Origin of the sequence: Bacillus sp. Y3 (assembly GCF_008123875.1) — a bacterium.
Lineage (GTDB): Bacteria > Bacillota > Bacilli > Bacillales > Bacillaceae > Bacillus > Bacillus altitudinis.
This window is the reverse complement of the sequence record NZ_VSSC01000001.1, coordinates 172917-199163: the sequence shown is the minus strand read 5'-3', so window position 1 is coordinate 199163 and position 26247 is coordinate 172917. Positions and strand designations below refer to the sequence as shown.

General features: G+C 40.2%; 26 protein-coding genes and 1 riboswitch. Of the genes, 24 read left to right on the top strand and 2 right to left on the bottom strand.

What is annotated here, in order from left to right; translation table 11 throughout:
• Positions 1-67 precede the first annotated feature (67 nt).
• The 21 genes from FXF70_RS01065 to FXF70_RS00965 all read left to right on the top strand — a co-directional run bounded on the left by FXF70_RS01065 (position 68) and on the right by FXF70_RS00965 (position 19871).
• On the top strand, positions 68-2455 hold the full coding sequence (locus FXF70_RS01065) for a 3-hydroxyacyl-CoA dehydrogenase/enoyl-CoA hydratase family protein (protein ID WP_148779688.1): 2388 nt from the start codon (positions 68-70) through the stop codon (positions 2453-2455).
• Between the two features lie 12 nt (positions 2456-2467).
• Entirely contained in the window at positions 2468-3643 is a 1176-nt protein-coding gene (locus FXF70_RS01060) for an acetyl-CoA C-acetyltransferase (protein WP_019743167.1), read from the top strand.
• A 14-nt stretch (positions 3644-3657) separates the two neighbouring features.
• On the top strand, positions 3658-5439 hold the full coding sequence (locus FXF70_RS01055; protein WP_148779687.1) for an acyl-CoA dehydrogenase family protein: 1782 nt from the start codon (positions 3658-3660) through the stop codon (positions 5437-5439).
• A 110-nt stretch (positions 5440-5549) separates the two neighbouring features.
• Complete coding sequence (locus FXF70_RS01050) at positions 5550-5906, top strand: arsenate reductase family protein (RefSeq protein ID WP_008356673.1); 357 nt, start codon at positions 5550-5552, stop codon at positions 5904-5906.
• A gap of 66 nt (positions 5907-5972) precedes the next feature.
• Positions 5973-6356 carry a glycine cleavage system protein GcvH gene (gcvH, locus tag FXF70_RS01045; RefSeq protein WP_003213614.1) on the top strand — a complete coding sequence of 128 codons (384 nt, stop codon included), beginning with the start codon at positions 5973-5975 and terminating at the stop codon, positions 6354-6356.
• Positions 6357-6400: 44 nt separating this feature from the next.
• Positions 6401-6637 carry a YusG family protein gene (locus FXF70_RS01040; protein WP_008347037.1) on the top strand — a complete coding sequence of 79 codons (237 nt, stop codon included), beginning with the start codon at positions 6401-6403 and terminating at the stop codon, positions 6635-6637.
• 127 nt (positions 6638-6764) lie between these two features.
• Positions 6765-7109 carry a toprim domain-containing protein gene (locus FXF70_RS01035; RefSeq protein WP_008347035.1) on the top strand — a complete coding sequence of 115 codons (345 nt, stop codon included), beginning with the start codon at positions 6765-6767 and terminating at the stop codon, positions 7107-7109.
• Positions 7110-7120: 11 nt separating this feature from the next.
• Positions 7121-7423 (top strand): thioredoxin family protein, encoded by a 303-nt coding sequence (locus FXF70_RS01030; RefSeq protein ID WP_017368017.1) that lies wholly within the window; start codon positions 7121-7123, stop codon positions 7421-7423.
• A gap of 120 nt (positions 7424-7543) precedes the next feature.
• A complete protein-coding gene (locus tag FXF70_RS01025; RefSeq protein WP_008347033.1) occupies positions 7544-7885 on the top strand; it encodes an SCP2 sterol-binding domain-containing protein in 342 nt (113 codons plus the stop codon).
• 102 nt (positions 7886-7987) lie between these two features.
• Positions 7988-8096, top strand: a riboswitch (SAM riboswitch).
• 155 nt (positions 8097-8251) lie between these two features.
• A complete protein-coding gene (locus FXF70_RS01020; protein WP_017359288.1) occupies positions 8252-9277 on the top strand; it encodes a methionine ABC transporter ATP-binding protein in 1026 nt (341 codons plus the stop codon).
• Entirely contained in the window at positions 9270-9938 is a 669-nt protein-coding gene (locus FXF70_RS01015) for a methionine ABC transporter permease (protein WP_025207943.1), read from the top strand. The genes FXF70_RS01020 and FXF70_RS01015 overlap by 8 nt, the downstream gene beginning before the upstream one ends.
• A gap of 14 nt (positions 9939-9952) precedes the next feature.
• Positions 9953-10774, top strand: a complete 822-nt coding sequence (metQ, locus tag FXF70_RS01010) for a methionine ABC transporter substrate-binding lipoprotein MetQ (protein WP_007500351.1) — start codon at positions 9953-9955, stop codon at positions 10772-10774.
• A 103-nt stretch (positions 10775-10877) separates the two neighbouring features.
• Positions 10878-11246: a carboxymuconolactone decarboxylase family protein gene (locus FXF70_RS01005; RefSeq protein ID WP_003212803.1), complete on the top strand. Its 369-nt coding sequence runs from the start codon at positions 10878-10880 to the stop codon at positions 11244-11246.
• Between the two features lie 215 nt (positions 11247-11461).
• On the top strand, positions 11462-11599 hold the full coding sequence (locus tag FXF70_RS18985) for a YuzK family famiily protein (protein WP_008356693.1): 138 nt from the start codon (positions 11462-11464) through the stop codon (positions 11597-11599).
• A gap of 210 nt (positions 11600-11809) precedes the next feature.
• A complete protein-coding gene (gene sufC / locus FXF70_RS01000; RefSeq protein ID WP_007500355.1) occupies positions 11810-12595 on the top strand; it encodes a Fe-S cluster assembly ATPase SufC in 786 nt (261 codons plus the stop codon).
• 18 nt (positions 12596-12613) lie between these two features.
• A complete protein-coding gene (gene sufD / locus FXF70_RS00995) occupies positions 12614-13927 on the top strand; it encodes a Fe-S cluster assembly protein SufD (protein ID WP_148779686.1) in 1314 nt (437 codons plus the stop codon).
• Positions 13927-15147 (top strand): cysteine desulfurase, encoded by a 1221-nt coding sequence (locus tag FXF70_RS00990; RefSeq protein WP_035389339.1) that lies wholly within the window; start codon positions 13927-13929, stop codon positions 15145-15147. Before sufD ends, FXF70_RS00990 begins: the two co-directional genes overlap by 1 nt.
• Positions 15137-15583 carry a Fe-S cluster assembly sulfur transfer protein SufU gene (gene sufU, locus FXF70_RS00985; RefSeq protein ID WP_008347017.1) on the top strand — a complete coding sequence of 149 codons (447 nt, stop codon included), beginning with the start codon at positions 15137-15139 and terminating at the stop codon, positions 15581-15583. Before FXF70_RS00990 ends, sufU begins: the two co-directional genes overlap by 11 nt.
• 17 nt (positions 15584-15600) lie before the next feature.
• Positions 15601-16998, top strand: coding sequence for a Fe-S cluster assembly protein SufB (gene sufB / locus FXF70_RS00980; RefSeq protein ID WP_007500362.1), 1398 nt, complete (start codon positions 15601-15603; stop codon positions 16996-16998).
• 785 nt (positions 16999-17783) lie between these two features.
• A complete protein-coding gene (locus tag FXF70_RS00970; RefSeq protein WP_136944536.1) occupies positions 17784-18122 on the top strand; it encodes a nucleotide pyrophosphohydrolase in 339 nt (112 codons plus the stop codon).
• Between the two features lie 3 nt (positions 18123-18125).
• A complete protein-coding gene (locus FXF70_RS00965) occupies positions 18126-19871 on the top strand; it encodes a DUF2075 domain-containing protein (RefSeq protein WP_148779685.1) in 1746 nt (581 codons plus the stop codon).
• 467 nt (positions 19872-20338) lie between these two features.
• On the opposite strand, the gene FXF70_RS00960 is transcribed toward FXF70_RS00965, so the two are convergent.
• Positions 20339-21358, bottom strand: a complete 1020-nt coding sequence (locus FXF70_RS00960; protein ID WP_148779684.1) for a hypothetical protein — start codon at positions 21356-21358, stop codon at positions 20339-20341.
• A gap of 595 nt (positions 21359-21953) precedes the next feature.
• On the opposite strand from FXF70_RS00960, the gene FXF70_RS00955 reads away from it, so the two are divergent.
• Both FXF70_RS00955 and FXF70_RS00950 read left to right on the top strand, forming a co-directional pair.
• A complete protein-coding gene (locus tag FXF70_RS00955) occupies positions 21954-22538 on the top strand; it encodes a TetR/AcrR family transcriptional regulator (protein WP_148779683.1) in 585 nt (194 codons plus the stop codon).
• A gap of 59 nt (positions 22539-22597) precedes the next feature.
• Entirely contained in the window at positions 22598-24454 is a 1857-nt protein-coding gene (locus FXF70_RS00950) for an alpha/beta fold hydrolase (protein ID WP_148779682.1), read from the top strand.
• A gap of 77 nt (positions 24455-24531) precedes the next feature.
• Here the strand turns inward: FXF70_RS00950 and FXF70_RS00945 are convergent, their stop codons facing one another.
• The gene (locus tag FXF70_RS00945; RefSeq protein WP_017359295.1) at positions 24532-25176 is read right to left on the bottom strand and encodes an FMN-dependent NADH-azoreductase; all 645 of its coding nucleotides are present in this window, start codon (positions 25174-25176) and stop codon (positions 24532-24534) included.
• A gap of 83 nt (positions 25177-25259) precedes the next feature.
• On the opposite strand from FXF70_RS00945, the gene FXF70_RS00940 reads away from it, so the two are divergent.
• Positions 25260-26192, top strand: coding sequence for a helix-turn-helix transcriptional regulator (locus FXF70_RS00940; RefSeq protein ID WP_017359296.1), 933 nt, complete (start codon positions 25260-25262; stop codon positions 26190-26192).
• Positions 26193-26247: the final 55 nt, after the last annotated feature.

The following is a 26247-nucleotide window of genomic DNA, read 5'->3' as shown; positions in this document are numbered from 1 at the left end:
AGAGGCATTGCTTTTTTTTGGACAAAAAATGAATGACTGTTCATTCAAAATGTTTAGGGGGATATTTATGGGCAAACATATTCGCAAGGCGGCTGTCATTGGTTCAGGTGTCATGGGCTCAGGCATTGCTGCACATCTAGCCAATATCGGGATACCAGTAACATTGCTAGATATTGTGCCAAATGAACTGACAAAGGAAGAAACGGCAAAAAAGCTAACGCTTGATCACCCTAGTGTTCGAAATAGATTAAGCCAAGACGCAATGAAAAAATTGTTAAAGCAAAAGCCAGCACCTCTTACTTCAGCCAAAAACCTATCATACATCACACCCGGAAATCTCACAGATCACCTTTCCTTATTACACGATGCTGACTGGATCATTGAAGTCGTCACTGAAAAGCTCAGCATTAAACAACACGTATTCTCTCTCATCGACGAACACCGCAAAGAAGGCAGCATCGTATCCAGCAATACATCCGGTATTTCTGTTGAAAAAATGGCAGAAGGCCGATCAGTTGATTTTAAACGCCACTTTTTAGGCACTCATTTTTTTAACCCAGCTCGTTATTTAAAGCTTTTAGAAGTAATTCCTATTCAAGAAACAGATCCAGAAGTACTCTCATATATGAAAACATTTGGTGAAGATGTACTTGGCAAGGGTGTGGTCGAAGCAAAAGATACACCGAACTTTATTGCCAACCGCATTGGCACTTATGGGCTTCTTGTCACAGTGCGTGAAATGCTTGAGAACAAATACACGATCGGAGAGGTCGATTCTGTCACAGGTCCTCTTATTGGCAGACCGAAAAGTGCGACCTTCCGCACACTTGATGTGGTGGGGCTCGACACATTTTCTCATGTAGCCCGCAATGTGTATGAACAGGTAGAAGGAAAGGAAAAAGATATTTTTCAGCTGCCTGAGTTTATGGAAAGAATGCTTGAAAAAGGGTGGATCGGCAGCAAGGCAGGGCAAGGGTTTTATCAAAAAAATGGGAAGACCATTTTAGAGCTTGATCCTGTCACACTCACATACGGAGAACGGACAAAGCTAAAGGATCCGGGTATTGACATTGCCAAGCAGCAAAAGGGGACAAAAGCGAAATTGAAAGCGCTTATTTATCAAGACGGCCGTGCTGGGCAATTGCTTTGGAATATGACCGCACCTGTTCTTCTTTATTCAGCTCATCTAAAAGGCGACATTGCGGATGATATTCAGTCCATCGATAACGCCATGAAATGGGGATTTGGCTGGCAGCATGGCCCGTTCGAGCTGTGGGATGCGATTGGTGTGAAAAAAGCCGTCAGTCGAATGGAAGCGGAAGGGCACAGCATCCCGACATGGGTGCAAGATATGCTTTCAGAAGGACATGACAAGTTCTATCAAGAAAATGCCGAAGGAGACCGTGCATTTTATCAGAATGGTGCTTATGAACAGGAAAAGGGAAACGACAAGAATATTTCGTTAGCTAGATTGAAAAAGAAACACGATGTCATTTTTAAAAATACAGGTGCAAGCTTGATCGATATCGGGGATGATGTTGCCTTGCTTGAATTTCATTCGAAAAGTAATGCCATTGGGCTTGATGTCATTGATATGATCAACCGTGCTGTAGATGAAACGGAAAAGAATTATAAAGGGCTGGTCATCGGTAACCAAGGAAAGAACTTCTGTGTTGGTGCGAATCTCGCCTTAATTTTAATGGAAGCACAGGACGACAACTTCTTTGAAATTGATTTTGTCATTCGCAGGTTCCAGCAGGCGATGATGAAGGTGAAGTATAGTGACCGTCCAGTTGTGGCTGCACCATTTGGTATGACACTTGGCGGAGGGACGGAGCTTTGTCTACCAGCAGCCGCTATCCAAGCGTCCAGTGAAACGTATATGGGACTTGTCGAAGCGGGGGTCGGACTCATACCGGGCGGAGGCGGAAACAAAGAACTCTATATTCGCCATCTGCAAGGAGCGGAAAAGCCATCAGCAACTGCGATCCAAGATGCTGCGCTACAAACCTTTGAAGCCATTGCGATGGCAAAGGTATCTACATCAGCAGAGGAAGCGCGTGATATGAAGATGCTTCGAGTGAATGACCGGATCAGCATGAATGGTGATCATTTAATCCATGATGCGAAACAACTCGTTCTTTCTCTTGATGAAGCGGGTTATCGTGCACCGCTGAAGCAAAAGGTGCCCGTGATGGGGGAAACAGGCTACGCAGCAATGGTGCTGGCTGCTGAAAATATGAGATTGTCTGGATACATTTCAGACCATGACATGACCATTGCGAAAAAACTAGCGCATGTCATTTCTGGCGGCAAATTGCCATTTGGTACAGAGGTGGATGAACAATACTTATTAGAGCTTGAAAGAGAAGCCTTTTTAAGTCTTGTAGGGGAAGTCAAATCTCAGGCACGCATGCAGCACATGCTCGTTAAAGGAAAACCTTTACGTAACTAGGGGGGAGTCAAAATGAGAGAAGCAGTGATTGTAGCTGGCGCAAGAACACCAGTAGGGAAAGCCAAAAAGGGATCATTAAAACATGTCAGACCTGATGATATGGGCGCATTGTGTGTAAAAGAAACGCTAAAGCGTGCCGGTGATTATGATGGAACAATCGATGATTTAATCATCGGATGTGCGACACCAGAAGCAGAGCAAGGGCTGAATGTGGCCCGGAATATTGGGGCTTTAGCAGGTTTGCCATATACAGTACCTGCTATTACCATTAACCGCTATTGCTCTTCTGGTCTGCAGTCAATTGCTTATGCAGGTGAACGAATTATGCTTGGGCAGGCAGAAACCATTTTGGCTGGAGGCGTCGAATCGATGTCGCAAGTCCCAATGATGGGTCACTCCATTCGTCCAAACGCTCTTTTGACAGAGCAAGCGCCTGAATACTATATGAGCATGGGCCACACAGCGGAGCAAGTGGCGCAAAAGTATCAGGTCACACGACAAGATCAAGATGCTTTTGCGGTGAGGAGCCATCAAAAGGCAGCAAAGGCACTTCAAGAAGGGAAATTTTCAGATGAAATTGTTCCCGTTGATGTGACAGAAAGACGGGTAGGAGAGCAGAATCAACTAGAAGAACGCCAATTTACGTTCTCACAAGATGAAGGTGTCAGAGCGGGCACAACAGAGGAGGTTCTCTCAACGTTACGACCTGCCTTCTCAACAAAAGGCACAGTGACTGCAGGAAACTCTTCGCAGACGAGTGATGGAGCGGCATGTGTCATGATGATGGATCGCGAAAAAGCATCTTCTCTTTCTCTTCAGCCGCTCGCCAAGTTCAGGGCGTTTGCTGTTGGCGGTGTACCACCTGAAGTCATGGGGATTGGGCCGGTTGAAGCCATTCCGCGTGCGCTGAAAATCGCTGGTCTAGAGCTGAAGGACATCGGGCTGTTTGAATTAAATGAAGCATTTGCTTCTCAGGCGATTCAAGTCATTCGTCATTTAGGGATCGATGAAGAGAAGGTAAATGTCAACGGCGGCGCCATTGCATTAGGACATCCGCTAGGCTGTACAGGAACGAAACTCACGCTGTCCCTCATTCATGAAATGAAACGGCGAAATGAACAATTTGGTATTGTGACGATGTGTATCGGCGGGGGCATGGGAGCAGCAGGCATTTTTGAATTGATCTAAAGGGGGAAAACAGGATGAAAGCAATGGAAGAAGTAAAAAAGGGTGGCAGTTTCTTAATAGATGAGACGAATTATGAGCATATCTTTACACCAGAGGATTTTTCTGATGAACATCAAATGATCGGGAAAACAACGGAAGATTACATTTTACAAGATGTCGTTCCGCACATCGATCAAATTGAAAATCATGAATTCGAGCACTCTGTTCGTCTCTTGAAAAAGGCTGGAGAGCTTGGCCTGCTTGGTGCGGATGTTCCTGAGGAATTTGGCGGGCTTGGGCTAGATAAAATCAGCTCAGCCATCATTACTGAAAAATTTGCAAGAGCAGGCAGCTTCTCTCTTTCTTACGGCGCCCATGTCGGGATCGGTTCTTTGCCGATCGTGCTGTTCGGCAATCAAGCGCAAAAGGAAAAGTATCTGCCAGGACTCGCCTCAGGAGAAACAATTGCGGCATATGCCCTAACAGAGCCAGGGTCAGGTTCTGATGCGCTAGGTGCGAAAACAACGGCAGTCCTGAATGAAGCTGGAACACATTATGTCCTCAATGGGGAAAAACAATGGATCACAAACTCCGCATTTGCCGATGTGTTTGTCGTGTATGCGAAGATTGATGGGGAACACTTCTCTGCTTTCATTGTAGAAAAGGATTTTCCTGGAGTCAAAACAGGACCTGAAGAGAAAAAGATGGGCATTAAAGGGTCCTCGACGAGAACGTTAATCCTTGAAGATGCCGAAGTGCCAAAGGAGAATTTGCTTGGTGAAGCAGGCAGAGGCCATGTCATTGCCTTTAACATTTTGAACATTGGACGCTATAAACTGGCTGTAGGGACAATCGGTGCATCAAAACGAGTCATTCAATTATCGGCAGAGTATGCCAATCAGCGTAAGCAGTTTAAAACACCAATTTCTCAATTCAGCTTAATTGGCGAAAAAGCAGCCAACATGTCAGCAAAGCTCTATGCCATGGAAAGTGCTGTATACCGCACAGTCGGGTTATTTGAACAAAGAATGGGTCTATTAAGTGACGAGGAGCAAAAGGATGGGAAACAAATTGCGCAATCCATTGCAGAATATGCGATTGAATGCTCTCTTTGTAAAGTGCTTGGCTCTGAAACGCTCGATTACATTGTGGATGAAGGTGTGCAGATTCACGGCGGATATGGTTTCATGCAAGAATACGAAGTCGAAAGAGCTTATCGTGACTCACGAATTAACCGTATTTTCGAAGGAACGAACGAAATTAACCGATTGCTTGTGCCAGGCACCTTCTTGAAGAAAGCGATGAAAGGAGAGCTTCCGCTTCTTCAAAAAGCGCAAACCCTACAGGAAGAGCTGATGATGATGATGCCGGAAGAGCCGGGTGATCAGCCGCTTGATCAAGAGAAATACTTACTTGCCCATGCGAAAAAGATCGCCTTAATGGTATCTGGAATGGCGGCGATGAAATATGGGAAAGCATTAGACAAAGAGCAAGAAATCCTTGTGAATATAGCAGATATCGTCAATGAACTCTTTGCGGCTGAGTCGGCGGTCTTGCGTACGGAAAAAGCAATCGCTGTATCAGGCGCAGAAAAAAATGCACAAAAGCTGGCGTATACACAAATTTTCACACAGGAAGCCTTTTTAAAGATTGAAGCTCATGCGAAAGAATCATTGATTGCCATGGAAGAAGGAGATTCACTCCGTATGAGTCTGTCAGCCCTTCGCAAGCTGACAAGATTCACGCCAATGAATGTCATTGCGAAAAAGCGTGAGGTGGCAAAACGAATCTTTGAAGCAGAGAAATATATCGTATAAGACGGCTTAAAAGGTGCGGATATCATGTCGCACCTTTTTGTAAGCATACATTTAGGTTTTTAAAACATTTTGTGATAAAATGTTGTCACTATTTGCAGGAGGTGAAAATGGTGGCTTTAGATTTTTACGAATACCCATCTTGCGGTACATGCCGAAAAGCAAAGAAATGGCTGGAAGAACACAATAAAGACATCAACAGCATACATATCGTCGAAGAGACGCCTGATAAAGAAACATTAAAAGCCCTTTACGAAAAAAGCGGTTTAGAGCTGAAGAAATTTTTTAATACGAGCGGTCAGAAATACAGAGAGCTGCAGCTGAAAGATAAACTTCCTGCAATGTCAGAGGACGAGCAGCTTGAATTACTTGCGTCTAACGGAATGCTAATCAAGCGTCCAATTACAACAGACGGCAAACGAGTGACAGTTGGATTTAATGAAGATACATTTAAAAGCGTCTGGAAATGATGTAACTTTCATTCAGATTGTGGTATCTTCAATATAGATTGTAAGAAAAGACTGGAGGGGTATGAAATGAGCACACCAAAAGATTTACGTTATTCAGAAGAACACGAATGGGTCAAAGTAGAAGGAGATAAGGTGCGTATCGGTATTACGCATTTTGCTCAATCTGAGCTAGGTGATATCGTGTTCGTTGAGCTTCCTGAAGTAGGAGACAAAATTACAGCGGACGAGCCTTTCGGAAGTGTAGAATCAGTCAAAACAGTTTCTGAACTATACGCACCGATTAACGGCACAATCGTTGAAGTAAACGATGAGCTTGATGACAGCCCAGAGTTCGTCAACGACTCTCCATACGAAAAAGCTTGGATGATCGTAGTAGAGCCAGCGGATACATCTGAAATCGAGAACTTAATGACAGCTGAGCAATATGAAGAAATGACAAAAGAAGACTAATTCATGTGAAATTGGACACTCTACCTATATGGGGGGTGTCCAATTTGTCTTTTCAAAAAGAACAGGTGGATATAACAGAGCATGTCACTGGACGATTCAAAGAGAGCGGCATGGTGCTTTACCATCAAAACGAAGAGATTGGCACGATGATTAGTGAAAATCAATATGAATTAAAATCAGGTTATTCCTATGATCAAAACCGTTTTTATCGTCTGTCAGATACGTTGACCCATGGGACTGAAAAATATGTAGACTGTGACGATGAAAATGGCTGGTGCTGATCACAGATAAGGCTGCAGTGAGTGCTGCAGTCTTTTTGTTGATCAATTGCCCAATCTTTACAACCTGAATGAAAGATTGTAATCTAAGGAAGAAGTGAATCAACGTCAAAAGGGCCGGGTGATCGTGATGAATGTCGAGATAGAAAAGGTCATCATTGTAGAAGGTAAATCAGATAAACAGAAGCTAAAAGAAGTCATAAGTGAACCTGTTACCATCATTTGCACCAATGGCACGATCAGTACATCGAAGCTGGATCAGCTTGTGGACGATTTATTCGGGAAAGACGTTTACATATTAGCAGACAGTGACGATGCTGGCGACAAACTGCGGAAGCAATTTCGAAAAGAATTCCCTGAAGCACTGCATCTTTTTGTCGACAGAACGTACCGCGAAGTGGCCGCTTCACCGTCAGCCCATATTGCATCTATTCTATTAGCTGCAAACATTGATGTTCATTCGAAATATTTATAAGGGTGACGTATATGAAAGAGATTGAAGAGCATGAATTCAAGGAGATAGAGGACGATTTATTTCTTTTGTACTTATATACACCATTTTGCGGAACATGCCAGCTGGCAAAGAAGATGCTGGCAGTGGTTGATGCCATGCAGCCGGAAGTTCCTTTTTATGAGAATAATTTAAATTACTCGCCAAGTTTTGCAAAAGCATTTGAGATCGAAAGTGTCCCTTGCTTTCTCCTGTTTAAAGAGGGTGAAATCGTGCAAAAAGGCTATGCTTTTCACTCCGTTCCATATCTTCACGAAATGATTGAAACCGCTAAATAAAGCGGTTTTTTGTCATATTTCAAGCAATTCATTTGAAAATTTGTCGAGCTATTTATAAAGGACAAGCCGATGTTTGTAGAGAAATGTTATGTATAACCAAATGACAGGGAGGTTATACATGTGGAAAATGTGAAAGCCCATGGAAGTGCAGGGCAGCGATTATTGTTAAAGCCGTTGCTCTCATCATCATCCTTGAAGATTACATTTGAGGCGGAAACGGACTCTTGTACATTGATTGTGGATGAACGTGGTGAAGTGAAGAAACTACCTGCAATTGAGTTATCGGATCTCATCTTTTATGGTGAGCGAAAAGAGATTTTGCAATTATTAGATGGAGACATGTCCTTACAGCAGCTGATCAGCAGAGGACAAGTGAAAGTGAAAGGCTCATTTCGAGCACTTCTTAGACTAGAAGCGGTACTTTGGCTGACGAACGGTTTTTTTCGAAAAATGATAACGTAGTCGTTTACTTGGAAATTAGCGATTTACAGCGTTGACATATCTCAGATAGCATGATATTCTACGTTAGTAAAAACATGAACATCACATAAAACAACATATTTTCTCTTATTAAGAGAGGTGGAGGGACGTGCCCTATGAAACCCGGCAACCGTCAGCATAGCTGAAATTGGTGCCAATTCACTCAAAGCCGCAACGCTTTGAAAGATGAGAGAAAGGCGTATTTGATATAAAAGGCCTTTCTGCTTGCGTTGCAGTTAGGTCTTTTTTACTGACCTTGCGTCAGGCTAGAGTCATAACAGTCGGAAGAATAAATGAACGTATGTGATGGCAACCTATAGATTCAGCAAGAAAGCAGGTGAACAGACTGTGATCCATTTACAGAATGTATCAAAAACGTATCTTTCAAAAAGCGGAAATGTTGATGCCGTGAAAGACGTCAACTTGGATATCGATAAAGGTGAAATATTCGGAATTATCGGGTATAGCGGCGCTGGGAAAAGCTCCTTGATTCGCCTATTAAACGGTCTGGAGTTGCCAACAGAAGGAATCGTTGAAGTGGCAGGCAACCGGATCAATGAAGTATCGAATGCGAAACTTCGGAAAGCAAGACAAGAAATCAGCATGATTTTCCAACACTTTAACTTGCTCTGGTCAAGAACAGTGAGACAAAATATTATGTTCCCGCTCGAGATCGCAGGTGTACCAACGTCAAAACGGAGAGCTCGTGCAAACGAACTGATTAAATTGGTCGGTTTAGAAGGAAAAGAAAATGCATATCCTTCTCAGCTCAGCGGCGGGCAAAAGCAGCGTGTAGGGATTGCGAGAGCATTAGCGAATGACCCAAAAGTTCTGCTATGTGACGAAGCCACTTCTGCGCTTGATCCACAAACAACGGATTCCATCCTTGAGCTTTTAGCCGATATTAATAAACGACTAGGACTCACCATTGTATTGATCACACATGAAATGCACGTCATTCGCAAAATTTGTCACCGTGTGGCAGTGATGGAGAATGGCCGTATTGTCGAAGAAGGCGAAGTATTACGTGTCTTCAGACAGCCGAAAGAAGAAATGACGAAGCGATTCGTGAAACAGCTTGCTGAACCAGAAGAAGCAAAAGAAACGATCGAGCACGTCCTAGAGAGAGTAAAAGAAGGTCAGGTCGTCAGGTTGTCCTTTATTGGAGATTCTGCCGAACAGCCGCTGATCACGGAAATTATTCGATCCTTCAAGGTCGATGTGAACATCCTGCAAGGAAAGATTTCTCAAACGCAGGAAGGCGCGTTTGGAACACTCTTTATCCATATTAATGGGGACGAGAACGAAGTTGAAAAAGCCATCGCCTATATCCAAAGCAAACAGGTTGAAATCGAGGTGATGACACATGTTTGAGAAATGGTTTCCGAACGTTGATCTAGAGGTTATTTGGAACGCGACGGGTGAAACGGTCTATATGACACTCATTGCATTAGCGTTTGCTTTTGCTATCGGCATCATCCTTGGGCTGTTGCTCTTTTTGACAAGTAAAGGCGGTTTGTGGGAAAACAAACCAATTAATGCTGTCATCGGCGCAGTCGTCAACATTTTCAGATCGATTCCCTTTATCATATTAATCATTCTATTATTAGGATTTACTAAACTAATTATGGGCACGATATTAGGCCCAAATGCAGCATTACCAGCCCTTGTCATTGGCTCAGCTCCTTTCTACGCACGTCTTGTTGAAATTGCACTGCGTGAAGTAGACAAAGGAGTCATTGAAGCAGCACGATCTATGGGAGCAAAAACGTCGACCATTATTTTCAAAGTATTGCTTCCAGAATCACTGCCAGCCCTTATTTCAGGAATTACTGTAACAGCAATTGCTCTGATTGGCTCTACTGCGATTGCAGGAGCAATTGGAGCAGGCGGACTTGGTGACCTTGCTTATGTGGAAGGATACCAATCTGGTAATACAGATGTCACACTTGTAGCCACTGTGTTTATTCTGATCATCGTCTTTATCATTCAAATAATCGGTGATTTGATTACAAATAAAATTGATAAACGTTAAGGGAGGAATTATTCATGAAGAAATTGATTTTAAGTGCACTATTTCTAGCATTTGCAGGCATTTTAGCTGCTTGCGGTTCATCAAATAACGCAAGCGATAACAAAACCATCACGGTTGCCGCTTCAAAAACACCACATGCCGAGATTCTTGAAGAAGCAAAACCACTTCTAAAAGAAAAAGGCTACGATCTAAAAGTGAAAGTACTGAGCGATTATAAAATGTACAACAAAGCATTAGCTGAAAAAGAAGTGGATGCGAACTTTTTCCAACATATCCCTTACTTAAACGAAGAAAATAAATCAAACAAAGATTACAACCTAGTAAGTGCTGGTGCCGTTCACCTTGAGCCTTTCGGTATCTACTCTAAGAAATACAAATCAGTAAAAGATATTCCAAACGGCGGCACGATCATCATGACAAACAACGTAGCTGAGCAAGGACGTATGCTTGCCCTATTACAAAATGCTGGTGTGATCAAGCTTGATCCAAAAGTAGATACAATCAACGCAACAGTCAAAAACATCAAAGAAAACCCGAAGAACCTAAAATTCAAAAAAATCGCTCCTGAACTAACAGCGAAAGCTTATGAAAACAGTGAAGGCGACGCTGTATTTATTAACGTTAACTATGCGATCCAAAATAAATTGAATCCGAAAAAAGATTCAATCGAACTTGAGCAAACGAAAAACAACCCGTATGCAAACATCGTCGCTGTTCGCAAAGGTGACGAAAAATCAGAGAAGATCAAGGTATTAATGGAAGTTCTTCACTCTGATAAAATCAAAGAATTCATCGACAAAAAGTATGATGGTGCAGTATTGCCTGTATCTGAATAACAACTTGTAAACCTCGCTTCATGAAAGCGAGGTTTTTTTGTGTATTTTTTCAAATCTCGCTCATAATAAAAACGAACAAATGACTTGAAGGGATGGAATGAAGATGAATGAACAACATATGAGCGGATCGATGCAACAATCACTGACGGATTATAAAACGGCAATGGGTGAATTTCAGAAGAAAATGCCGGTGTTTGGCAAGAAATTTAATGAATTTACGGAGCAGTGCTTTCAGAGCGATTCCTTAACACAAAAAGAAAAACAAATGATTGCCCTTGGCATCAGCATTCATGCACAAGATGAATATTGCATGATCTATCATACAAAGGGAGCGCTCGACCAAGGCGCAACAGAAGAGAATTTGCTGGAGGTCGTCAGTGTGGCGGCAGCGTTTGGCGGCGGTGCTGCGCTAAGTCAAGGCATCACAGTTGTTCAGCAATGTATTGATGAATTTGGAGGACAGACGCATTAAGGGAAGGATAAGATGGTATTTTTCCAAATCAGGGAGTTGAGTCGTTCTCAGCCGGTTGTGTGAGAAAATATGCCAGCATAGCGTGTTATATCCCTTTTGAGTGAAGCAGCATGCCTTTGATACAATGAAGCTACACTCAAAGAAGGGAATGGTTTATTATTTGTTCGGACCAGAGTACACTGGGATTGGATTATACCGCCGAGATGGAAAAGGCCATGCATCAATCTCATGGCATGAGTTATGCAGAGTACGAAAGAGACCATGACTTACGAATGAAAGTAGAACTTAAACGAGAGCAGTCCTATCGAGATGAGAAAAGACAGCTCGCAAAAATGAATATACGAGGCTATTGATAGCTAAGGGGCGGGGAGAATAGTTTCCCGTCCTTTCTTTATGAAAACAGTCTTTTCGACATAAATCCTTTTATCTACCTGTATTTTTTGTTAGAATTTTGAGAGCATCCTCTCACGCTTGTCGTGAATGTGTTGTATTCACTTTTAATTTGTTATAAAATTAGAATGAGAATAAATTGAGAATAATGATTATTTTGGAGGTATCGATATATGACTGCTTCGACATTAACAATTAAGGACTTGCACGTTGAGATTGAAGGGAAAGAAATCTTAAAAGGTGTAAACCTAGAAATAAAAGGTGGAGAATTCCACGCAGTAATGGGACCAAACGGTACAGGTAAATCTACTTTATCTGCTGCAATCATGGGCCACCCTAAGTATGAAGTGACAAAAGGCAGCATTTTGCTTGATGGCGAAGATGTTCTTGAAATGGAAGTAGATGAGCGCGCTCAAGCGGGTCTTTTCCTTGCAATGCAATATCCATCTGAAATTAGTGGTGTAACAAATGCAGACTTCCTTCGTTCGGCTATTAACGCACGCAGAGAAGAAGGCGATGAAATCTCTCTCATGAAATTCATCCGCAAAATGGACGAAAACATGGAATTCCTTGAAATGGACCCTGATATGGCGCAACGCTACCTAAACGAAGGTTTCTCAGGCGGGGAGAAAAAACGCAACGAAATTCTTCAATTAATGATGATTGAACCAAAAATCGCCATCCTTGACGAAATCGATTCTGGTCTTGATATCGATGCGCTGAAAGTTGTTTCTAAAGGAATTAATAAAATGCGCGGCGAAAGCTTCGGCTGCTTAATGATCACTCACTATCAGCGTTTATTGAACTACATCACACCAGATCACGTTCATGTCATGATGCAAGGACGTATTGTGAAATCTGGCGGACCAGAACTCGCGCAGCGTCTAGAAGCAGAAGGTTATGACTGGATTAAAAAAGAGTTAGGAATTGAAGACGAAACTGTTGGTCAAGAAGCGTAAGCGTTAGGAGGATTATTGATGACATTAGAAACGAAATTATCAGTAGATCAAGATTATGTCAAAAGCTTCTCCGAGAAGCATCAGGAACCGGCATGGATGAGTTCCCTTCGCTTACAGGCTCTTGAAAAAGCAGAAGACCTTCCAATGCCAAAGCCTGACAAAACGAATATTTCTAAATGGAATTTAACCAATTTCAAACAGCATACAGTCGAAAGTGCGCCATTTGGATCTTTAGAAGAGCTTCCTGAAGAAGTGAAGTCTCTTATTGATTTAGAGGACACAGATAAGACAGTCTATATTCAGCGTGATCAAACGCCAGCATACTTGTCTCTTTCTACTGAAGCAAAAGACAAAGGCGTGATCTTCACTGATATCCATACAGCGATTCGCGAACATGGAGAGCTAGTGAAGAAATATTTCATGACTGATGCAGTGAAAGTGGATGAGCACAAACTAACAGCTCTACATGCTGCTTTAGTGAATGGCGGAGCTTTCCTCTATGTACCGAAAAACGTAGAGCTTGAAGCACCAATTCAAGCCGTTTATCTTCATGAAAATGACGAAACAACGTTGTTCAACCATGTCATCGTTGTAGCAGACGATCATAGTGCTGTGACATATGTCGAAAACTACATCAGTACGGCAACACCAGAAGGAGCGATCTTCAATATCGTGTCTGAAGTCTTCACAGGTGCAAATGCTCGCGTCACTTACGGTGCAGTGGATAACCTTGCAGAAGGTGTGACAGTCTATGTGAATAGACGTGGTATGGCAAATGGTCGTGACAGTAAAATCGAATGGGCGCTTGGTCTGATGAATGATGGAGACGTTGTGTCTGAAAACATCACGAAGCTTATGGGCGACGGTACATTCGGTGATACGAAATCAGTTGTTGTTGGCCGCGGTAATCAAACGGAAAACTTCACAACAAGCATCATCCACTTCGGTAAAAACTCTGAAGGGTATATCTTGAAGCATGGTGTCATGAAGGATCAAGCATCTTCTATCTTTAACGGGATTGGTAAAATCGAGCATGGCGCAACGAAGTCAAATGCAGAGCAAGAATCTCGTGTTCTCATGCTGAGTGAGAAAGCACGCGGTGACGCTAACCCAATTCTTTTAATCGATGAAGATGATGTAACAGCAGGGCACGCTGCTTCTGTTGGGCGTGTGGATCCAATTCAACTCTATTACCTCATGAGCCGTGGGATTTCCAAAGAAGATGCAGAAAGACTTGTCATTTATGGCTTCTTAAATCCAGTCGTCAAAGAACTGCCGATTGAAGGAGTTAAAAAGCAGCTCGTTTCTGTGATTGAAAGGAAAGTAAAATAATGAATATCAAAGACGTTCGTGAGCAATTTCCAATCCTTCATCAGCAAGTGAACGGACATGATTTGGTGTATTTGGACAGTGCAGCGACATCTCAAAAACCACGAGTTGTCATTGATGCAATGAATGAGTATTACCGGTCTTACAACTCGAACGTCCACCGGGGTGTTCATACCCTTGGCACAAGAGCAACGGACGCATACGAGGGTGCAAGAGAGAAAGTTCGAGCATTCATTGGCGCTTCTTCTGTCCAGGAGATTATTTTTACTAGAGGTACAACAACAGCACTGAACACAGTGGCAATCAGCTATGCTAGAGCAAACCTTAAAGAAGGCGATGAGATCGTTATTACGCATATGGAACATCATGCGAACATCATCCCTTGGCAGCAGGCAGCAAAAGCAACTGGCGCCACGTTGAAATATATTCCGTTACAGGAAGACGGCACGCTGTCGCTTGAAGATGTGAAGCAAACCATCACACATCAAACGAAAATCGTTGCTGTCACACATGTCTCAAACGTATTAGGAACCATCAACCCAATTAAAGACATCGCAAAGATTGCTCACGATCACGGTGCAATTATCGTCGTCGATGGTGCCCAGAGCACCCCGCACATGCAAATTGATGTTCAGGACTTGGATTGCGACTTTTTCGCCTTCTCTGGGCATAAAATGTGTGGACCGACTGGCATTGGTGTTCTTTACGGGAAGAAGGACCTTTTGAATAATATGGAGCCTGCTGAGTTTGGCGGTGAAATGATCGACTTTGTGGATCTATATGATTCTACATGGAAAGAGCTGCCGTGGAAATTTGAAGCGGGAACACCGATTATTGCAGGAGCAATTGGGCTCGGAAAAGCGATTGATTTCTTAAATGACATCGGAATGGAGGAAGTCAGCCGTTATGAGCATCAGCTTGCGACTTATGCACTTGAGCGCTTTAAGGAGCTTGAAGGTGCCACGGTTTACGGACCGCAGCACCGAGCTGGACTTGTGACGTTTAACTTAGACGACGTCCATCCTCATGATGCCTCAACTGTTCTAGATACGGAAGGTGTCGCCATTCGTGCTGGACATCACTGTGCACAGCCGCTCATGAAATGGCTTGGTGTATCAGCGACTGCAAGAGCAAGCTTCTATCTGTACAATACAGAAGAGGAGATTGACGAGCTCATGGCAGCGCTCCGTAAGACAAAGGAGTATTTTACGAATGTCTTTTAATGTAAACTTAGACACACTGTACAGACAAGTGATTATGGATCATTATAAAAATCCGAGAAACAAAGGTGTGTTAAACGACAGCATTGTCGTCGATATGAACAACCCAACGTGTGGTGACCGCATTCGTCTCACGATGAAAATCGAAGACGAAAAAGTCATCGATGCGAAATTTGAAGGAGAAGGATGCTCGATTTCGATGGCATCTGCCTCTATGATGACGCAGGCGATTAAAGGGAAAGATATTGAAACAGCTTTGAAAATGTCTCAGATTTTCTCCGATATGATGCTAGGAAAAGAATACGACGATTCCATTGATCTTGGTGACATTGAGGCGCTGCAGGGAGTCGCAAAATTCCCAGCGCGCATCAAATGTGCAACATTATCCTGGAAGGCGCTTGAAAAAGGCGCATCTGCCGAAGATAACGGCAAATCATAAGATTGGAGTGAAAATGGATGGCTAAAAAAATGCCAGATGTTGGTGAATATAAATACGGCTTTTCTGATAAAGACGTTTCCATTTTCCGTTCAGAGCGCGGACTGACAAAAGAGATCGTTGAAGAAATTTCTCGTATGAAAGAAGAGCCTCAGTGGATGCTCGACTTCCGTTTGAAATCTCTTGAGCACTTTTACAACATGCCGATGCCACAATGGGGCGGAGATTTAAATGCATTAAACTTTGATGAAATTACGTACTACGTAAAACCATCAGAACGCTCTGAGCGTTCTTGGGATGAAGTACCAGAAGAAATCAAACAAACCTTTGATAAGCTTGGAATCCCTGAAGCAGAGCAAAAGTACTTAGCAGGTGTATCTGCTCAGTATGAATCTGAAGTTGTGTATCACAACATGAAGCAAGATCTTGAAGATCTAGGCATTGTGTTTAAAGATACAGACAGTGCATTAAAAGAGAACGAAGACATCTTCCGTGAGCACTGGGCAAAAGTCATTCCTCCGACTGACAACAAATTTGCTGCGCTTAACTCGGCTGTATGGTCTGGTGGTTCATTCATCTACGTACCAAAAGGCGTAAAAGTAGATACACCACTTCAAGCATACTTCCGAATCAATTCTGAGAACATGGGCCAGTTCGAACGTACACTGATCATCGTTGATGAAGGCGCACATGTGCATTACGTAGAAGGCTGTACAGCTCCAGTTTACACAACAAACTCACTTCACAGTGCGGTTGTTGAAATCATCGTCAAAAAAGGCGGCTACTGCCGTTATACGACGATTCAGAACTGGGCAAACAACGTCTTCAACCTTGTGACAAAACGTACAGTATGTGAAGAGAATGCAACTATGGAATGGATTGATGGAAACATCGGTTCTAAGCTGACAATGAAATACCCAGCTGTCATCTTAAAAGGTGAAGGCGCTCGTGGTATGACATTAAGTATTGCCCTAGCAGGTAAAGGTCAGCACCAAGATGCAGGTGCAAAAATGATTCACCTTGCACCAAACACATCTTCAACGATCGTATCGAAATCGATTTCCAAACAAGGCGGTAAAGTCACATACCGTGGAATCGTACACTTCGGACGCAAAGCAGAGGGTGCACGCTCAAACATCGAGTGTGACACACTCATCATGGATAACAAATCAACATCTGATACGATCCCTTACAATGAAATCTTAAACGACAACATTTCATTAGAGCACGAAGCGAAGGTATCAAAAGTATCAGAAGAACAGCTATTCTACTTGATGAGCCGCGGAATTTCTGAAGAAGAAGCAACAGAAATGATCGTCATGGGCTTCATCGAACCATTCACAAAAGAACTGCCAATGGAATACGCCGTTGAAATGAACCGTTTGATTAAGTTTGAAATGGAAGGTTCTATTGGTTAATAAATAAAAAACCTTTATATATCAGAGGTTTGAGAGGATTTCATATCGTGCCAAATTTGTGCCAGGTTGAAATTATCTTTTAGTGTAGGAGGCGAACTTTTTTAGTTCGTCTTCTTCAATTTTTTCAGTAATATTAAGATAAGTGTCGACAGTTGTTTTGATGGTTTTATGCCCCAAACGATTTGATGCATATTGAAGGCTTGCACCTGATTCAAGCAGTAGAACGGCATGAGTATGCCTAAAGAGTCAGTAGCCGGATTTCTCCATCTCATTCGGCTGATTCAATAAATTCCTGTTCAGGCAGTATGGGGGCAAAGGAGGAATAACAATGTACACTATGATTGAAGAAGGATGGAAAGCATATTATCGCCAATATCGGCAGAAACCAGAAAACAAGAAAAAAGGCTAGTATCCTATCAAGTTCATCGTTCAGCCAATTATATGGAATATCGAAAATCCAAATTAAAGGATGTTAATAAAAAAATGTTTTGTTCAAAAGGCTTGAGAAGTTAGGCGGAAAGACTTAAGCCTAATATGTCATTTAGTTTTAATAGCTTTTTGTTATTTTTAATTGAAAACAACCCCTCCAATCGTTTAGCAGCTATTTTATGTAGTTGCTCTTTTTATTGAATTAAAGGGACAGGATAGTTGAAGAAGGAAGGTTCGTAACATAAACTAAATATGTACATAAATATTGAAGGATTGTTAGAAAAGAAACCTACTATACCTGGTTCAATAATCAAGATAGGGGAAACATTTTCTGAAAGGAATGAAAGGAAATTAATATGAGTGAAACAATGCAGCGGATTAATCAATTTAGAGATGAGCGCAATTGGCGGCAATTTCATAATGAAAAAGATTTGGCAATTTCCATCTCTTTAGAAGCAAATGAATTATTGGAATTATTTCAATGGAAAACACCAGAAGAATCCAAAGAAAATCCTGAGCGACTTAAAGAAGAACTGGCAGATGTGCTGATTTACTCTTATATGATGGCTGATAATCTGGGATTTGATATTGATGAAATCATCGCAGAAAAATTGATTAAAAATGCTGAGAAATATCCAGTTCCTAAAAGCTTTGGTCAAAAAAAGAAATATAATGAACTGGATGAGGTGGATTAAGCAATGGCTAAGTACAACTGTATAACATTGAAAGTGAAAAATGGAGAATTGGAAGGTTTCGATAAACTTCGCCAGTCTGAACAAAATATTCTTAGAAATGGCAATGTCGTTTATATCTACAAAGGTACGAAGTCGAAAAAGGTTTACATTGGACAAACGAAACACTTTACTGAGCGGAATAGGCAGCACTACAATGGTCAAGAGGAAAAATTTAATATAGCAGATTTCGACCAAGTAATGATTCTTATTTCATCCTATTTCAACGGTTCAGCCTTAGATGATGTCGAAAGCCAGCTGATAACCTACTTTATGGCCGACAATCCAAAATCTAAAAAGCAGCTGGTTCAATATGATAATGATGAGATTATTAATCGAACCTATGGCAACAGTGTCAATGACTACCGAGAACGAGAAAAGGTTGCTTCAGAAGTTATTTTACCTTTTTGGGAAAAAGAGCTATACCCTAATGGATGGGTAAGCACAAAGACTTTAGAGGAGTTGCGCAATGGTGCACTGGTCAAATATAGCCCAATCAAAGAATTAACAAACCAGCAAATGGGCTTTCTTGAAGAGATTGAATCGAATCCTGATAAAAGCTTTGTGATTAATGGGGATGCAGGGACTGGCAAAACCGTATTGCTGACTCATTTGGTCGCTAAACTATTGAAAGAAAAACCTAATCAGCGAATAGCAGTCGTTTTGCAGCCTAATTGGATTAAAACGGCAAAGGATATCTTTAGAGTATATGGAATGAACAACAGTAACCTGACACTTGCTACCTCGACACAGTTGATTAATGCCGATGAAAATTATGATGTTGTAATTGTTGACGAATCTCATAAGCTTTCTAGAAAATTTTCCAAGCAAATGGCATCCTTCAACAAAGTGTATAAGGGAAGATTTGCCCAGGATGATAACCACTTGGAGTCTTTAAAAAAAATAGGCCGTCAAATCGTGTTAATGTATGACGTATTGCAAGCTATTCGCCCTGCCAATATGACACGTGTGCAATTCAAAGAAGCAACCAAAGACTTTGAACAGAGATACTTAACAACACAATTTAGAATCCAAGCTCCAGCAGGAAAGAACTATTCATCAGAAGACTTCGTAAATGGTATTAAATATCTATTGTATAAGGATACAGGTCTATTAAAACAAACGAATTTTAACCCGAAATTTGACAGAGCTGTGTTCCAAGATAGTAATGCTGATGCTTATTTTGGCTATTTTGAAACGGAACCTTTAAAGAATTTGATTGATTGGGTAGAAGAAGACAGAAATTTCAATCCTGAACATATAAACCGTGTGCTAGGTGGATTAGTTGAACCTTGGAAGCAGGCTGATGGCAAAGACCCGTTAATCACTCATTGGCATGAAGGAAATATCAAACGAAGATGGAATTCCACTCAAGAAAATTGGATTAATTCAGTGGATGCCGATGCTGAGGATCAGATTGGCTCCGTTTTTGCAGTCCAGGGTATCGATTTGAATAAAGTCGGTGTTTTAGTCGGCAATGATCTTCAAGTCGATGCAAAGGGACGGTTATTCGGCAATCCAGAGAATTTTCATAATGTAAACGGCAAGTTCTCCAAAGACGATGAAAGCCCTGAAAATGCACATGAATTTACCTTATTTGTGTTGAATATTTACTATATTCTGATGACTAGAGGAATTGACGGGATTCGGCTGGGATTCTGGAAAAATGATGCATTTAAAAAGTATATGGAGGAAGTATTGGAGATTAAATAAGTACCTGATATTTTGCATGCTTGACTAACGGGTGCTTTATCTCAATAAGAACACCTTAAAAAAATGAAAAAAACTCACAGCGGCGACCGTGAGTTCTTACTGTAAAATCCTTGTTTTATGTGACTTCAGACAATGGCAACGCAATGCCAAATTCGTGCCATGTTGAAATTACTTTTCAGTGCAGGAGGCGAACTTTTTAAGTTCGTCTTCTTCTTTTTTAGTAATATCAAGATAATAATTGTTATTGAACGAACGGGTTAGGGGAAGAACTAACAATTTGATTTGACTGGGATAATTGACGATGATATAAAATAAGACATCTAAGTGTCTTATGTACTTTCAAATCAAACACACCGATAAATTAGAATTTTATGCTCCCTTAATCCGATGTCCGACAATCGTTATCTCATTGGCTTAGTGCATCTTGACAAGTGCAGTTAATTTAATCGATATCTGAAAATATGTGATTAAAAAATTCCAGCAGTTTTAAGAAATTTCATTTCCTTTTCGTATGTATTACAAGTATACGGAATTTCGAATAAAGGTATATTATGTGACTTTGCATATTTACGTTTTAATTCGTCATTCTTTACTTGATACTCAAATTGTGAAACACCACCGAACTCATCTACAGGCTTATAATGTTGTTCACCTTGACACTCAATAAGACATTTAATGCTATTATCTGAACCGAGAATAGCAAAGTCATAACGCAACAATTTCTTTTGCCCTACACCATATAAGTCTTGAAACTCAACCTCAACTCTATATGCTACATTCTGTTTTCTTAGTATTTTAATAGTTCGCCATTGAAATGATGAAATGTTATGACAGTCACAAAAAGCATTACAATAATATCCATCCATCGCTCTAGACCCGTATGCATCAATTTTTATCTCAAAATCTGATGATTTAAATTCATATTCTTTACCACACAGATAGCAACGACATTTATATAACTTATATACAATACATTTGCCAGCTCCAGCTCCCTTTTTTCGTTTGTCATATGTAATAGGTATTCCCTCATAATTTTCATTAATACATTCTAATATCTCTAATGATTCATGTGTGGTATTGGAATAATCAATATGATAGCTTTCGTCTTTTACTCTGGGATATGAAGCTACTCTCTTTTTAATACGCTCTTGCTTTAACCCACAACTTTTATCTTCTCCTATACCTTCAAACCCTTCACAATCTATCCATCTTTTTCCTGAAAAATCAGTCTCAACCATATAAACTACTTTTCCACATTTACACTGACATTTATATAGCTTATGAGACTTGTAACGTTGTATCCATTCATCAAAAGTATCTACAGATTCAATATTATTATTAGGATTTTCCCTCCCATTTATAAACTTTTGCTTATCTTGTTCTAGTTTTACAATTCTATCTTTAGCAACTTCTTCTTGATATGCTTCAAAACCAGCGATTATAGTAAAACATCCATGTTTCGTTCCAATAGACAATAGCCTGTCCAAGTATTTCCAGCCTCCCCATTTATAATAAAGATATTAACGATCTATCGAATAGCTATGTATTTTATAACAACTTTACCATCTTTCTCTTATAATGTGTTAATTTGCTTTGCCGTGAGTGCTTACTGTAAAGTCCTGATTTTATATGATTTTTCCAATGCCAACACCGTGCCAATAACATGCCAAGTTTGTGCCAAGTTAAAATTATAATCCATTTTATACGATTTAAAGAAATAGCTATATATCAAGGGTTTGGGCTACCTTTTTATAAATCAATTCGTGCCATTTCGGGTGAAATTAATTAAATTCGAGATGGAAGGTTCAATCTGTTAATAAAGACATTGAAACACAACGCTTTTGAAGGCATTTAATTTCGAGTGATATCGTTATGATACCATTTGTTAATTAAAGACCTTCATGGTGTTGTGTTTTTTTTATGTAAATGTGGAGAAGTATACAGTATTCTTCCTGGAATGACAGATTAATCCAGTTCGTGAAGTCAGGCCCATTAAAGCCATTATATTTTGTAGCATCAAACTTTTTTCTAAATATACATAAATACTTGCCCTGAATAAATTAGTACTGTATAGTTCTAATTATGACAAAGGCAAAATTAATAAATCAAAAACGGGTACTTGAAGTAGCTGCAACATTATTTTTAGAAAAAGGGTTTGCTTATACGAGTATGGACGAATTAGTTCGTGTAAGCAAAGTATCAAAGTCTAATGTGTATTATCACTTTTCTAATAAGGAAGAATTATTAGAAGGGGTCGTTGATTATTGGATTGACATGTATCAAGCTGCAATGGATGACGTACTGTCTCAGACCCAATTTTCAGTTGAAGATCGTATTCAACTGTTTTTAAAGCAATTATCACAAGGCGTTCAGTCGAGAGAGTATAAGGGCGGCTGTCCATTTATTACTCTTTATATTCAAAGTCCTGCAAAGGCCACACAAATAAAAGAAAAAATAGGACTTTTTTTCACAGGATTACAAGAGAAAGTTTCTCTATTACTGAAACAAGGGGTAGAGAACGGGGAATTCAGACATACGATTCAGATTGATGAGGTGGCATCACTTTTTATGACAAATCTTGAAGGAGCGTTATTTGTTTCAGAAACATTGAAGGATGCCACTGTCATCACAAAAACAGCAGATCATTTATTTAACTTGCTTCGATAAAAGAAGCATTTTTTTTTACATCGAATTAGTACTATGTAGTACTAAAAAGGAGATTTCACATGAAAACAGTATTTTTAACGGGTGGTACAGGCTTTATCGGAAAGCAATTAGTAGAAGAATTAGCCAAAGAGGATGTGAAGATTCTTCTTTTAGTGAGGTCAAAAAGTAAAGCGACACGCATTTTTCAAGAAAGAGGTATTTTAAAAGAGTTAGTGATGCACTTTGTTGAAGGGGATTTGACGAAAGTCGATTTGGGTCTAAGTGCTGAAGATCAGGAGAGGGTATTGAAAACGGATGTGATCATTCACGCAGGAGGCCCGATGGATATTCAAGCAACCAGTAAAGAGGCAGCTTCTATCTTTTTGAATGGCGCCAAACACATTAGTGAGTTAGCTAAAAGTATTCATCAATCGAAGGGCTTGCAGCAATTTATTCATGTTGTCGGTTATATGAGTCCCTTTGATGATCAAAATAGCAAGATTTCAATTGACGTGTTTGAAGAAGGAAACGATTACTTAAAAATAAAAAATCCTTATGAGAGAACAAAGTTTTTAGCAGATCTTTATATTCGTCAACAGGCATCAGCAGTAGGTTATCCGCTTTCTGTCATTAATCCGCCAACTGTCGTCGGTAGTAGTCAAACAGGGAGTACAGAGCAAATTGCAGGATTGGGTTTGCTTGTAAAGAGTATGCGAAGAGGGCTCATGCCGGTGATTCCTGGAGGTAAGGACTATCGGTTACCACTTATTTCAAACGATGGGTTTTCGAAGTGTATTGTACAGGTTTTCAAGTTGGAGCAGCCGGCTATTCAAACATATACACTTGTTGAAGACAAAGAGCACGATCAGAACGTTGCTGGACTATTAAGTATGATGTCAGAAAGTATGAATATGAAGGCACCTAGCATCTCTGTCCCAATGCCACTGATGAAAGCTATCATGAAGAGTGGTGTAAGTAAACTCACAAACATTCCTTCTGACGGATTGAATTTTATGACAAAACGAACGTTTTCAAATGCTTCAGTGAAAAAAATAATGGAAGAAGATTGGTTTAAGAAGACGAGTGTCATGACATTTTTCCCTGCTGTAGTAGCTGATCTAGATTATCGAATGATGGCTCAAAATGGTGAGCACCAACATTTATTTAAACGAACATTATGCGATAATAACACCCTTTACCAATTACAAGGAGAAGGGAAGCCGTTTATTTTATTACATGGTTTATTGAGTGATGGAGAAGATTTATTTCCTTTAGCACAAGAGCTTCATGAGAAAACAGGTCAACCTGTATGGATCTTGGACCTTCCTGGTTTGGGGCGTTCTCCATTTAAACGAGAGAAACATCTTCTAGATATCTATTTAAATGTAGTGAAAAAAGTAATAGAAAAAGCGACGAATGGTGCACATCTAATCGGCCATTCATTCGGTGCGTATATTCTTCTAGAAGCTTTAGCACAAAATTACATAGATAAGAAGTATTCCATCACTTTACTTCAGCCGCCTGTTGCTAAACAAAAGGCAAGATCACTATATGTTCCTCAATTTCTGAACAAATGGACATTAAGGTTGGCAACGACTCATTTGATAGAGCGTTATGTGTTAAGAAATGGTTTGTTTGAAAGCACGAAGAGCATCCCTAAACATTATATTGAAAAAATCAGAAACAGCTTTACTTCTCCTAGAATTTTAAATACGACGGTTCAGCTTAACCATTTATTACGGAAAACCGATCAAGGTGACTTTAAAGAAGTCACAAAGGATAACTTACACATGATTTGGGGTGAGTATGACAGAGGCTATTTTGCGCCATCGCATCTTGGGAAGGTTGATTTTGTTCCGTATGGCCACCATTTCCCTCTTAGCCATCCGAGTGAAACGGCAGCATTAGTCATCAATAATATTTGTACTAGTAGATAGGAGTCACCCCAAAACGAAAAATAAGATTGATGACAAGTGAGCAAAATTTTTCGTTCTGGGTCTTGAAAATATAGAGGTTAACGAGGTGCATAAAACGCATCTAAGGTTTTCGTCATGTCATCAGATGCAGATTGTAAGATCACATCTTGCTCTAAAATCGCTGTTCCTTGTGCCCGGACAATATGAAATTGATGAAATCCCATCAAGTTTTGGAATATTTCCTTTAGATAATAATATGAAAATTCCAGTGGTGTGTACCGATCATTATTTGTGAAAATTGAGCCACTTGCTTGAAGCAAAAGTACACGATAATCGTCAGTCATCAGACCAACTGAACCATCTTCTGTATATTTGAACGTTTCTCTCGCAATAAAGATATTATCTATATAATCTTTCATTCGTGAAGTCACATTGAAATTATGAACAGGTGATACAATTACAATTCGATGATGTGCTTTGAATTGAGTCAATAGAGCAGATGAAGCAGCGGCGATTTTTTCTTCGGCAGCTGTTAATGATTGTTCAGATGCTTGCTTATCCCAAATTCCTAGCAGCTGGTCTTTTTCGATACGAGGAATTTCAGTTCCATATAAATGTAAAATGGTTGGTTCCTCATGAGGAAATCTTTCTTTAAACTGCTTTAAAAATAGTGTTTGCAGTTTGTTTGAATAACTTTCTCGATGAGTGAAATCTGGGTGCGCGTTAATGATTAGTGTTTGCATATACATGCTCCTTTTCTTTTGATAAACTGAGTATAAAATATAAAGGTGACAAAACATGTCACCTTTTTCAGAAGGAAAATCAAATGAAAAAATCAGAACGCTTAAACCAAGAGCTTATTTTTTTAAGTGATAAATATTCATTTCAATTAAAAGATTTAGAAACTGAATTTGGCATTTCTAAACGTACGGCTTTAAGAGATATGGAAGAGCTAGAGTCCATGGGCTTAGCTTTTTATGTTGAAAATGGCAGACATGGAGGATATCGGCTCGTGAATCAATCTCCATTGGTTCCGATCTATTTTCAAATAGATGAAGTTCAAGCCATTTTTTTCGCTCTTAAAGCCTTAGATCTGTTGTCAGCAACACCATTTAAAAAGTCTTACTCACAGATTCGCCAAAAACTGTTTGCTACAATGTCTGATGAGAGAAAACATCGGATCACGGAGATTTTGGATGTGATTCATTACTATCATGTCGCACCAGTGAGTGAACAACATCATTTGGATTTGATATTGCAGGCAATGATGGAAGATCAAATCGTGAAGATGACATACACTCAATATGAACATAAAAGGATCAGGCTACAATTTCTTGAGTTGTTTTATCGAAATGGGATTTGGTTCACCGAAGCATATGATGTTCAGAATAAAAAGTGGGGCATCTACAGATGTGATTGTATGACGGACATGATGATCGAAGAAGAAACGAAAGACACTTTTACGAAGGAAGAATTAAAAGCACTGCAGCTCGAATACGAAAAAACCTATCATGATATCTCTTTTAAATGTCGATTAACGGAACAAGGGAAAGAGAAGTTTTTGAAGAATCATTATCCGAATATGAGATTGGAGACCATTGATGATACGCCTTATATAGTGGGTGGGTACAACCAAGAAGAATTATCGTATATGACTCACTATTTGATCTCATTTGGGAAACATGTGAAAATTGAATACCCCGATGAATTAAAAGAGAGTTATTTGACTCAATTGCAAGAAATGATGGATCAATATTAAAAATGAACGGATTGTATCTCAATCACAAAAAACTTAACACATTAAAAAAAGGCGA

Coding starts and splice junctions, on each gene's coding strand:
- FXF70_RS01065 (WP_148779688.1), top strand. CDS start 68: ATGGGCAAACATATTCGCAAGGCGGCTGTCATTGGTTCAGGTGTCATG.
- FXF70_RS01060 (WP_019743167.1), top strand. CDS start 2,468: ATGAGAGAAGCAGTGATTGTAGCTGGCGCAAGAACACCAGTAGGGAAA.
- FXF70_RS01055 (WP_148779687.1), top strand. CDS start 3,658: ATGAAAGCAATGGAAGAAGTAAAAAAGGGTGGCAGTTTCTTAATAGAT.
- gcvH (WP_003213614.1), top strand. CDS start 5,973: ATGAGCACACCAAAAGATTTACGTTATTCAGAAGAACACGAATGGGTC.
- FXF70_RS01035 (WP_008347035.1), top strand. CDS start 6,765: ATGAATGTCGAGATAGAAAAGGTCATCATTGTAGAAGGTAAATCAGAT.
- FXF70_RS01030 (WP_017368017.1), top strand. CDS start 7,121: ATGAAAGAGATTGAAGAGCATGAATTCAAGGAGATAGAGGACGATTTA.
- FXF70_RS01015 (WP_025207943.1), top strand. CDS start 9,270: ATGTTTGAGAAATGGTTTCCGAACGTTGATCTAGAGGTTATTTGGAAC.
- metQ (WP_007500351.1), top strand. CDS start 9,953: ATGAAGAAATTGATTTTAAGTGCACTATTTCTAGCATTTGCAGGCATT.
- FXF70_RS01005 (WP_003212803.1), top strand. CDS start 10,878: ATGAATGAACAACATATGAGCGGATCGATGCAACAATCACTGACGGAT.
- FXF70_RS18985 (WP_008356693.1), top strand. CDS start 11,462: ATGCATCAATCTCATGGCATGAGTTATGCAGAGTACGAAAGAGACCAT.
- sufC (WP_007500355.1), top strand. CDS start 11,810: ATGACTGCTTCGACATTAACAATTAAGGACTTGCACGTTGAGATTGAA.
- sufD (WP_148779686.1), top strand. CDS start 12,614: ATGACATTAGAAACGAAATTATCAGTAGATCAAGATTATGTCAAAAGC.
- FXF70_RS00990 (WP_035389339.1), top strand. CDS start 13,927: ATGAATATCAAAGACGTTCGTGAGCAATTTCCAATCCTTCATCAGCAA.
- sufU (WP_008347017.1), top strand. CDS start 15,137: ATGTCTTTTAATGTAAACTTAGACACACTGTACAGACAAGTGATTATG.
- sufB (WP_007500362.1), top strand. CDS start 15,601: ATGGCTAAAAAAATGCCAGATGTTGGTGAATATAAATACGGCTTTTCT.
- FXF70_RS00970 (WP_136944536.1), top strand. CDS start 17,784: ATGAGTGAAACAATGCAGCGGATTAATCAATTTAGAGATGAGCGCAAT.
- FXF70_RS00965 (WP_148779685.1), top strand. CDS start 18,126: ATGGCTAAGTACAACTGTATAACATTGAAAGTGAAAAATGGAGAATTG.
- FXF70_RS00955 (WP_148779683.1), top strand. CDS start 21,954: ATGACAAAGGCAAAATTAATAAATCAAAAACGGGTACTTGAAGTAGCT.
- FXF70_RS00950 (WP_148779682.1), top strand. CDS start 22,598: ATGAAAACAGTATTTTTAACGGGTGGTACAGGCTTTATCGGAAAGCAA.
- FXF70_RS00945 (WP_017359295.1), bottom strand. CDS start 25,176: ATGCAAACACTAATCATTAACGCGCACCCAGATTTCACTCATCGAGAA.
- FXF70_RS00940 (WP_017359296.1), top strand. CDS start 25,260: ATGAAAAAATCAGAACGCTTAAACCAAGAGCTTATTTTTTTAAGTGAT.